General features: G+C 64.6%; 12 protein-coding genes and 1 tRNA gene. 7 read left to right on the forward strand and 6 right to left on the reverse strand.

Annotated elements, in window-relative coordinates; all coding sequences use genetic code 11:
* The 5 genes from KGM94_RS20230 to KGM94_RS20250 all read right to left on the reverse strand — a co-directional run.
* Nucleotides 1–582: 3-deoxy-7-phosphoheptulonate synthase (locus KGM94_RS20230; protein ID WP_300263383.1), on the reverse strand; the 582-nt coding region annotated here is incomplete at its 3' end.
* A gap of 237 nt (nucleotides 583–819) precedes the next feature.
* A complete protein-coding gene (locus KGM94_RS20235; protein ID WP_300263385.1) occupies nucleotides 820–1,398 on the reverse strand; it encodes an HdeD family acid-resistance protein in 579 nt (192 codons plus the stop codon).
* 77 nt (nucleotides 1,399–1,475) lie between these two features.
* Nucleotides 1,476–2,513, reverse strand: a complete 1,038-nt coding sequence (locus KGM94_RS20240) for a PrsW family intramembrane metalloprotease (RefSeq protein WP_300263406.1) — start codon at nucleotides 2,511–2,513, stop codon at nucleotides 1,476–1,478.
* A gap of 408 nt (nucleotides 2,514–2,921) precedes the next feature.
* Nucleotides 2,922–3,206 carry a hypothetical protein gene (locus tag KGM94_RS20245; protein ID WP_300263387.1) on the reverse strand — a complete coding sequence of 95 codons (285 nt, stop codon included), beginning with the start codon at nucleotides 3,204–3,206 and terminating at the stop codon, nucleotides 2,922–2,924.
* A 287-nt stretch (nucleotides 3,207–3,493) separates the two neighbouring features.
* Complete coding sequence (locus tag KGM94_RS20250) at nucleotides 3,494–3,973, reverse strand: hypothetical protein (protein WP_300263389.1); 480 nt, start codon at nucleotides 3,971–3,973, stop codon at nucleotides 3,494–3,496.
* A 139-nt stretch (nucleotides 3,974–4,112) separates the two neighbouring features.
* Between KGM94_RS20250 and KGM94_RS20255 the strand changes: the two genes are divergently transcribed.
* A complete protein-coding gene (locus tag KGM94_RS20255; RefSeq protein ID WP_300263391.1) occupies nucleotides 4,113–5,066 on the forward strand; it encodes a helix-turn-helix domain-containing protein in 954 nt (317 codons plus the stop codon).
* Between the two features lie 27 nt (nucleotides 5,067–5,093).
* Here KGM94_RS20255 and KGM94_RS20260 read toward each other — a convergent pair whose 3' ends face one another.
* A complete protein-coding gene (locus KGM94_RS20260; protein ID WP_300263393.1) occupies nucleotides 5,094–5,348 on the reverse strand; it encodes a PilZ domain-containing protein in 255 nt (84 codons plus the stop codon).
* Between the two features lie 217 nt (nucleotides 5,349–5,565).
* On the opposite strand from KGM94_RS20260, the gene KGM94_RS20265 reads away from it, so the two are divergent.
* The 6 genes from KGM94_RS20265 to KGM94_RS20290 all read left to right on the forward strand — a co-directional run.
* Nucleotides 5,566–5,640: transfer RNA gene (locus KGM94_RS20265), tRNA-Glu, on the forward strand.
* 310 nt (nucleotides 5,641–5,950) lie between these two features.
* The gene (locus KGM94_RS20270; RefSeq protein ID WP_300263396.1) at nucleotides 5,951–6,208 is read left to right on the forward strand and encodes a type II toxin-antitoxin system Phd/YefM family antitoxin; all 258 of its coding nucleotides are present in this window, start codon (nucleotides 5,951–5,953) and stop codon (nucleotides 6,206–6,208) included.
* Nucleotides 6,209–6,219: 11 nt separating this feature from the next.
* The gene (locus KGM94_RS20275; protein ID WP_300263398.1) at nucleotides 6,220–6,621 is read left to right on the forward strand and encodes a PIN domain-containing protein; all 402 of its coding nucleotides are present in this window, start codon (nucleotides 6,220–6,222) and stop codon (nucleotides 6,619–6,621) included.
* A 64-nt stretch (nucleotides 6,622–6,685) separates the two neighbouring features.
* Complete coding sequence (locus KGM94_RS20280; protein WP_300263401.1) at nucleotides 6,686–7,615, forward strand: 2OG-Fe(II) oxygenase; 930 nt, start codon at nucleotides 6,686–6,688, stop codon at nucleotides 7,613–7,615.
* A gap of 279 nt (nucleotides 7,616–7,894) precedes the next feature.
* On the forward strand, nucleotides 7,895–8,659 hold the full coding sequence (locus KGM94_RS20285; RefSeq protein ID WP_300263402.1) for a hypothetical protein: 765 nt from the start codon (nucleotides 7,895–7,897) through the stop codon (nucleotides 8,657–8,659).
* Nucleotides 8,656–9,270, forward strand: a 615-nt coding sequence (locus KGM94_RS20290) for a hypothetical protein (protein ID WP_300263404.1), incomplete at its 3' end; no start/stop codon positions are given. The genes KGM94_RS20285 and KGM94_RS20290, both read left to right, overlap by 4 nt.

Raw genomic sequence — 9,270 nt, forward strand, 5'->3', positions numbered from 1 at the left:
CTGGACACTGCCGTCGGTGCCGTTCTTGAAGCCGACCGGGCACGACAGCCCCGATGCCAGTTCGCGATGGATCTGGCTTTCGGTGGTGCGGGCGCCGATCGCGGCCCATGAGACGAGGTCGGCGATGTATTGCGGCGTCGTCATGTCGAGGAATTCGGTGCCCGCGGGCAGGCCGAGATTGTTGACGGCCGAGAGCACGGTGCGCGCCAGCCGCAGGCCCTTGTTGATGTCGAAGCTGCCGTCGAGGTCGGGATCGTTGATCAGCCCCTTCCAGCCGACCGTGGTGCGCGGCTTCTCGAAATAGACCCGCATCACGACCTCGAGTTCGCTCGCGAGATCCTCGCGCAACGCCGCGAGGCGCTCGGCATAGTCGATCGCGGCCTTGGGATCGTGGACCGAGCAGGGGCCGACGACCACCAGAAGCCGGTCGTCCTGTCCGTTCAGGATCGCGTGGATGGAATTGCGCGCGGCCATCACCACGCGCGTCGCCGTGAGCGTGCGCGGGACTTCGCGCATCACCTCGTCCGGCGTGTTCAGCTCTTTCAGTTCTCGGATGCGAAGATCGTCTGTCGTGCTCAGCACGGCGGGCTCCTGTTCGTTGAGAGACCTGCCGGCAAACGAAAAAGCCGCCAGGTCCTGGCGGCTGTTCGGATGTCCTGCTGCAATGTGTCAGATTGAGCGCGATCCTCCCGCCGCCAGCGAGCTGTCGAAGCTAAAGTACCAATAATAGCTGGTGGCGCGGTTGATCATGGGCGCGGTCTATAGCCCAGCCGTTTCGGCTTGTCACCCCCAAATCGGCGGCGAATGCAACGAGACCGCTCAGGTGTTGCCGTTGCGCGCCGCCATGGCCATGCCGATCAGGGTCGCGCCGCCGAACAGGAGGTTGATGCCGACGAGGATGCCGATCGCCCATTCCGCCGAGCTCGGCAATCCCGTGATGACCATGAACGAGATCGCGATGTCGACGATGCCGGAGATCACGAGCCACGACGAGCGCCCGGTCAGCTCGCGGCGATGCTCCAGTGCGTACATGATGGTGGCGACGCCTTCGGCGAGGAAATACGCACCGACCACGATGGTCAGCGTGAGCACCGCCTGGGCCGGCCGTGCCAGCAGAACGCCGCCGGCGAGCACGGCGAGAGCGGCCGAGATCAGCGACCACCAGAAGCCCGGCATGTTGCGCGCCCAGAAGGTGACGATCAGGCCGCCGATGCCGCTGATCAGAAACATCCAGCCGAGGAAGATGGTGATGGCGAGGCTTGCGAGCGGCGGCACGATCAGCGCGGCCACGCCTAACACAGCGAGCAGGATCCCCTCGAACAGGAAGGCCTTCCAGTGCTGCTTGACTGCTTGGCTCATGGCGGACTGCAATTTTTCGAACTCGTCGGGAGAAGTCATGGAGGCCTCCAGGCGCTGCAGGATCGCGTGCGCATGTCGTCAATCTAGTGCGCGCACGACACGGTTGCCATCCCCCGCTAGCCGCCGCGGGGCGCGGACGAAAAACCTTCCGCGCTGGTGCGGATGCGATTGCGGCCGAGAACGTAGATTGCGGTCGTGACGATCAACAGGGCGATGCCGAGCAGGATCGAGGTGAAGCCGATCGGGATCAGCACCAGCGCCACGTTGCGTTCGGGATTGACCAGCCAGTGATGGATCGAGGTCAGCACGAAGGCGAGGCCGACGAAGCCGGCGCCGCCGCCGGCGAGCAGCAGCGCCCACATCCGGCGCAACTGGCTGAGGCGCGCGCGTGCGATCTCGGTGCGCGGGGCGTGGTGGCGGGCGACGCGGCGGATCAGGCGGATGGCAAACGCAATCGCGCCGACGCCGACCAGGATGCTCGCTGTCCCCAGCCAATTCCGCAAGCCCGGGTCGAGATCCGGATTGCGCTGCAGCGTCAGCAGGGGAAAGTCGAAGCCCGCATGCAGTGCCAGCGGGCCCATCAGCATCAGCACGCGGCTCGAGAAACGGGCCCAGTCGCGGTTGTGGCGGTTGGCCCCGAGGGCGGTGCCGGAGCGTCCGATCGCGAGATAGGCGCCGGCGATGATGCCGAGCGCGCCGTGGAACGGGACCGTCAGCACGCTGCGCAGCGCCGCGAGCGAGCGCCACATGTCGGCATGCTGCACGAGATAGGCGAGGTTCTCATAGGCGGCGAAGCCGAGCCCGACCGCCGCGCCGTAGACTACCGTGTCCATCGGATTGGCGAAGGTCCGCCGCCTGGCCGAGACCGCCACGATGGCCAGGACCTTCACCGCTTCTTCCGGCAGTGCGACGCCGAACACCGAACGCATGGCGAGCGCGACCCAGGGATTGTCGGGAGCGGCGACCATCGCGGCAAAGGGCGCGCGTACCAGCCCGAGCAATGAAATGCTCGCTGCCCCGAGCAGGAAGGCGGTCCAGACCTGGGCCGGCGGTCCGGGGCGCTCTTCGGCGGCGATGACGAGCCACAGCATCAGAAGGGCCGGCGCGATGGCGGCGGTTCCGATCACGGTGGGTAACGCTTCGAGCAGATACATCGACCGAAAATAGGTTCCCTTGGCGATGTAATCCACTTGAGCCCGTGCGACGTTCTGTCATGGCAGGCTCCAGGCTCGTCAGCAGCCCCGGCGGATTCCGTATATCCGCACCAGCGACTGCGCATCATCCGCGACTCCCTGGCAATCAAATCGCACAAGCGTGACCCTCGGAGACCCGCACGGAGCATTGCGATCGCGATTTTCCAATCAGATCAAAGAGTTTCGTGGAGATCCTTGCTTCGCCATGCATCGAGGCAACGAGCGTGCCATCGGTTCCGACGTTGGCCCCGATCCGCAAGTTCTGAAACATCCCGATCATGCGGCCCCCCATTCCTTGCTCTACGACTCGAGGCCCGGTCCATCCCGTCAGCCTGAGGTAGAAGTATGGGAAGGGCTGTTTATCGCGGGTTAGTGCACGTGCTGCTCGTCTGCGCACGCATCCGCAAATGTACTGCTTGGATATTGCGCGTCCGGCGAAACGTCGAATGCGCCGAGATGGAATTCCTCGCTTGCGGAATCCTCTCGCGGACCGTGTGCGAGCAGTGTGAACGCCGCGCGCGGGTAATGCAGCCAGATGTCGAGATCGCTGGCCGTGATCGTGAGCCAGCCGAAGGTGTACATGTAGCGTCCGGGTTCGGTGACCCGGCCGACCCTATCCCAGGTGATCTTGTCGATGGTCATTCGATCCCCCATCGCATGAAGCACAGTCCACAACGAAGGCCGGGCGAGAGGCTCGGACGGCGCAAGGCTGGTCCCGCAATTGGGCCGGGACATGGCAGCCATGCGGATGCAAGGCGGCAGGCATTGGGCATTCCTTGACGTGGATCAAGCTGCGGCGGATGCACCCGGCTAAACGGGGCAGTGCGTAGCCCCTACGCTACGATCCCCCCGTCAGCCGCTAGCTCCCCCAAGGCTAGCGGCTTTTTTGCGCCGCCGGCCGGCTTGGTGCCGCGCCGGCAGGCGGGCCGACGTCGCCATCTCTAGAGGTCGTCGGGGCCTTTGACGCCGACGCTGGCGAGATCGCGCAGCAGCTTGCGCACCAGCAGGATGTTCGTCTTCTGCAGGTAGTGGTTGTCGCCGAACCTGAATTGGTTGCCTTCCGTCACGATCAGGCCCTCCGGCCCTTCGGCGAGGATGCCGACGCGCTTGAGGCGCGCCGCGCGCCGCCTGATGGTCTCCAGCGGCAGATTGAGGAAGCGCGACAGCGCCGCCCGCGAGACGCCGCGCTTGATCGAGTCGGGCTCGACCGCATCGATGCTGCCGAAGCGCTCGTCCAGATCGGCATCCTTCATGACGTTGATGACGTTCGCGTTCAGGACGGCGTGAATGACGAGCAGGTCGAGCGGGTCGAACTCGTAGTGGCGAAACAACTCGCTGATCGCACACAGGATGTATGCCAGCGAGTGTCGCGACACCGCGCGAATGCGGTCATTCGCCTTCTTTCCGCGGCCGGCCGGCATTGCTCCTCCCTGCTGCCATCATGCGTCCCGTCTTACCGGCTCGGAGACGCCCTGACTACCCAAAGTGGGTATCCATCTCCTTGCAAATCGGAACGTCCGCGAAGAAGAACTGGGTTGTATTCGATAGAATTGCACGAACATGCCGGTCCGCGAACTCAAGGCATCCCCGGTCCTGGTCTATGAGCACTTCTCGAGTTTCGAGGAGTTTCGCCCAAACGACGTGATCGGCGGCGGAACGAGTATCCCCCTCGACCCCGACAACGTGTCCGTTTCGCGGGCGGCTCTGGCGCTACCGACGAGCCGCCTGGTGATGCAGAGGTCCTTTGCCCGACGGCTCGAAGCGGACATGGGCGCGCCGGGCGCAGCCCTGGTCGTTCCGCTCTCGAGAGACGCTTACGCCGAGATCAACGGGCAGTCGATCACGGACTCGAGCGTGGCGTTGTTTCGCGGCGTGGTGCCGACACGCACGCTGGAGCCTCAGCCGAATACCTGCGTGATGTTGCGCCTTCACTCCGACATGCAAAACAGGGGCTGGGCCGATTTCGAGCGGGGCTTCGAGATTTTGCCGGCGTCACCGGAGCGGATGGCCCGGCTGCAATCGATTCTCTTCAACATCGCCGGACTTGCTTCGGTCTGCACGGAGGTGAGGGAGTTTGCCCATTCGGCTCGAGCGATGGAGGAGAGCCTGCTGGCCGCGCTCGACGGCGTGCTGGTGTCGCAGCAGGCGCTGCGGCCAAGCCCGATGTCGTTCACGAAGCACCTGCGGCTTGCCGCGCGTCTCGACGAACTGGTCCGCGAGGTGCCGGCAACCCCGCTCTACAGCGAGGAACTCGCGCGCAACCTCGGCGTCTCCATTCGGACCCTGCAGACCGCCATCAACGCCGTTCACGGCATGAGCCTGCACCAATATTTGCGGCTCAAGCGGCTCTGGTCCACGCATTGCTGCCTCAACCTCGGGCTCCCCGGAGTGACCATCAAGGGGGCGGCCGTCGCAAACGGCTTCTGGCACATGGGCGAGTTTTCGCTGCTCTACAAGGCCGTGTTCGGGGAACGACCGTCCGACACGCTGATGCGCGGCAAGCGTTGGGGCTGAGATCGCCGGGCGCGCGCTCCGCGACCGTCAGATGAACTTGATGCCCGCCAATTTGCCGCGCCGCCACACCACGTGGCAGCTCCGTCCGGTGCGCGCGTCGCGCGCAAAGGCGAGCCGGATCACGCCGGGCAACTGGCTGGCGTCCTCGTCCAGCGCGATCTTGGCACCGGAGCTGGAGATATCCGCCACCAGGCAATGGCGCGCCGCGAACCCGCCGTCGAGCGTGATCCAGGCGTGCTTGGACATGCGCTTGCGCACCTCGCGCTTCTTGGTCAGGGCCATCGCTGAACAATCTCCCGCTCTAGCGCTATCGCAGGGAACCCTAAGAAACCGTTGAAATCGCCTCCGAACATTCCCGGGTAGGGCAGGCCGGATTCGCTCGTCAGCTGCCTTCGACGGGGCGCCTGAATGGCTTGCTCCCCCGGCCAAAGGCCACTATACGTTCGCCCGCCGCAGACCCCCGGGCATGACTCGGTCGGGTTTCGGCACGGCGCGTTTAGCTCCCTTCGTCTATCGGTCAGGACGCCACCCTTTCACGGTGGAGAGAGCGGTTCGATTCCGCTAGGGAGCGCCAAATTGCCACCATTCAGAACAAAACTGCGAACTTTGCGGATGTCGGTGGAAGACTGACGATCTTTCGATCTCCATCAATCTTTGGAGGCGAAAGGGAAGTCCTCGTATCGTTCTCGCGCCCAATCACCGACATCGTTACGATTTGATTGCCGCGTTGGACTCGGCCATGGCGTCGCCATTCGCCGTCGGTCCCCCGGTGAAGCTCGGGGCCGATAAATACGGTCGGTGTGGAGAGCCAGTGCGGTCCGCGACGCGCCGGATGCCATTGACTGAAACTGTACGGTTCTGTACAGCTTTTCCTGGAGACAAGCATGGTGAACCTCATCTTGCGCAAGGGCGCGGAAGAAGCTCGCAATCAGCTCCCGGATCTGCTCGATGCGGCCGAGCAGGGGCGTTCGACGATCATTACCAGACATGGCCGTCCAGTTGCAGCGCTAGTCCCGATCGACGCGTATGGCGCCGCCTTGCGCCAGCAGCCGCTGACGCCGGTCGAGGGATCCGGTCGCGGGCTGTGGGGAGATAATAGCACCCGCACACTTCGAAAGCTGCGTGCCGAATGGAGCCGCTAGATTTTGGGGACTTGCCGGAGGATGCGCTGGTTCTCATCGATTCGGCACCCGTCATTTACTTCCTCGAGGGGCACCCGAAATTCGGGCCGCGCTTCAAGCCGCTCTTCGAAGCTCATGGAGCCGGGCACTTGCGCTTCGCAGTAACGACCATCACTGTCGCCGAGGTGTTGACCGGACCTCTGCAGGCGGCCGATGAGGCGCTGGCACGGCGTTACCGTGCGATCCTCGAATCGTGGCAATCGGTCGCGCTTGACGTCGACATTGCGGAGAGCGCGGCAAGACTGCGGGCGTCGCTCCGCCTCAAACTGGCAGACGCCGTTCAAGCGGCCAGCGCATTGGCGATCAACGCGGCCGCCCTGGTGACGCACGACCGCAATTTCTCACGCGTGCGTTCGCTGCGCATCATTTCCTGAAGGCCCAGCACGTCGACTTGACGATCGTTCACGAAACGCTGTCCAGCTTGCCGGGAGTTATCTCATGTCGTCGATCGGCACCACGTTGCTCAACATCCTTCGTTCGGTCGAGCGGCCGGGTGACTTTTGCACCGGCGGAATTCGGGAAATCTTCATGCCGACGATCGACGTCGATGGCGTGGGCAGGCTCGCCTTTCCGATCCTGCCCGTTCAGGCCGAGCGGCTCGCCGCAATCGCCGAGGCGGCACCCCATGGACGGGGTGAGGAGACGGTGGTCGATCGCGAAGTCCGGAGAACTTGGCAGGTCGATTCCGCCAAGGTCCGGATCGGAGGGTGTCACTGGGAGAAAACACTGGCCGCACTCGTCGCCGACACGGCCCTCGGGCTCGGTGTGAGCGAGCCGGTCGCGGCCGACTTCTACAAGCTTCTTGTCTACGATGCCGGCAGCTTCTTCGTCGACCACCGCGATACGGAGAAGGTCCCCGGCATGTTCGCGACGATGGTGATCGTGCTGCCCTCGACCCACAGCGGCGGCGAATTGGTCATCAAGCATCTCGGCCGCGAAGTGGTGCTCGACCTCCGCGCGGAGGAGCCGTCGCAAGTCGGCTTCGCAGCCTTCTATGCCGACTGCGTGCACGAGGTGCGTCCCATCACGACGGGGTGTCGCCTGGCCCTGGTCTATAATGTGCATTTCGTCGGCAAGAAGCGGGCGCTGAAGGCGCCCGACTATCGCGAGGAGCACATGCGCGTGGTGAAGGTGCTGCGGAGCTGGGCGGGCGCTGAGGACGAGCCCGACAAGCTGATCCTACCCTTGGAGCACGCCTACACGCCGGCGGAGCTATCGTTCAGCGCTCTCAAGGGGGCCGACGCGGGCTCTGCGTCCGTGCTGGTCGAGGCCGCCGCGGAGGCGGATTGCGATCTCCACCTCGCCCTCGTGTCGATCGAAGAGAGCGGCAGCGCCGAACATACCGGCTACTATCGCCGTCGTCGCTGAAGTCGAGACGAGGAAGAAGACGGGGACGGGGAATTCGAGGTCGTTGAGGTCATCGACCGGGGGCTGGTCCTTTCGGAATGGCGGCGACCGGATGGCGGCGAGGCCGGGCTCGGTGATTTTCCATTCGCCGAGGATGAACTGTGTCCGTCCGATGCTTTCGAGGATCTGGCACCGGACGAGCAGCATTTTCACGAGGCGACAGGCAATGAGGGGGCATCCTTCGAGCGCACCTACCGCCGAGCCGGCTTGGTGTTGTGGCCAGCGGCGCGGAGGCTCGCGGTGCTGAATCAGGCCGGCCTCCCCACGACGCTGCCGTATCTCGAAAATCTGACGGCGCGCTGGGAGACGAGCAAGGCCGCGATCCGGTCGCCGCTATGGCGCGAGGCTGACGAGCTTTCACGGCACATGCTGCGCTCCTGGCCTCGTGGCAGCTGGCGCGAAGAGGACGATACCGGCGCCAGCCGGATGCTCGATCTGCAAGTCCGGTTGGGGAACGTGGAACGCGTCGATGCGTTTCTCGCCGGCGTGTCCGCCGAAGGTCATTATGCCGCGCCCGACAACGCCGCGATCGTGCGCGCGGCCGCCCTGCTTGCGGCCCCGCGTGCGACGGAGCTGCTGATGCGGATCGTCGCGCGTAACGCTTCGGCGCATCTCAGCGCTTGCGGCGATCTGCTGCTGCGCTGCGTCACGGCGTCAACGGGTGCAACGGCCGACCTCGCGCAGATCGGCGCAGCCTTGATCGAGGCCGCACCGGGCGCCCCGACGAATCAACAGGAGGTCGCCCCCTGGACCCGGCCGGCGCCCGTGAAACCGGGCTTCGTCGTCGGTCTTCTGACGGCGGCGAGCAGAACCGATGCGCGGCTTGCGGCGCGGAGGAGCCATGTCGAAGACAGCGTCCGAAGGGCGGCGTGTGACCTCGATCTTGCGACCGAAAGGCGCGGCAGCCCTCACACGTTGGTCGCCACGAAGAATCAGGCCACCTACGAACGGCGTGCAAAGCAGCGTCGGCAGGATCTGGAGCATGTGTCGGCCTTGGGCGGATGACGTTGACCTTGCCGCGCGCGAACGGCAAGTTCGAGCACAGAATGAGCCGGAATAACAGGGTTCCACTCGCTGATCGTGTCGCCAGGGCGGCGGAAGAGGCGCTTGCCGCCCGGCGTTTTGTGAGCGCCATCGACGTCCTCGTCGGGATCGGCTGGCTTGATCCTGAAGCGGTGGAGCGCTGGCGCCGTGGACAGATCGATTACCTCGAGAGAGTCGTCCGGACCAACCTGCCGCGCATCTCGGAGGCCATGAAGCTTTTTCGGTCATGGGCGACCGCCAGAGGACTGAACGCGAGCCAGACGGTGTATGTGGCACGTACGCCGCGGCGCCAGATGTTGCGTTTCAGCCGGAGTGGAAATCCTGCAATCGAGGCGTCGTATCGGACGCATTGGGTCTCGCCGGAGCTTTCCGAAAAGAAGCGCGAACGTCTGGTGGAAAAAGCAAGCCGCGCCCCGGAACTGGTGGTCATCCAGCCATTGAACGATGAGTGGAGATGCCATCGGTGCGGCGGCACCGGCGACCTCCTGATGATGGAGAATCCAGGCCCGGCTTGCCTGCGTTGCGTTGGCCTCGATGATCTCGAATTTCTGCCGGCGGGGGATGCCTTGCTC

It is taken from the genome of Bradyrhizobium sp. (genome assembly GCF_028868675.1).
In the GTDB taxonomy this organism is placed as follows: Bacteria; Pseudomonadota; Alphaproteobacteria; order Rhizobiales; family Xanthobacteraceae; genus Bradyrhizobium.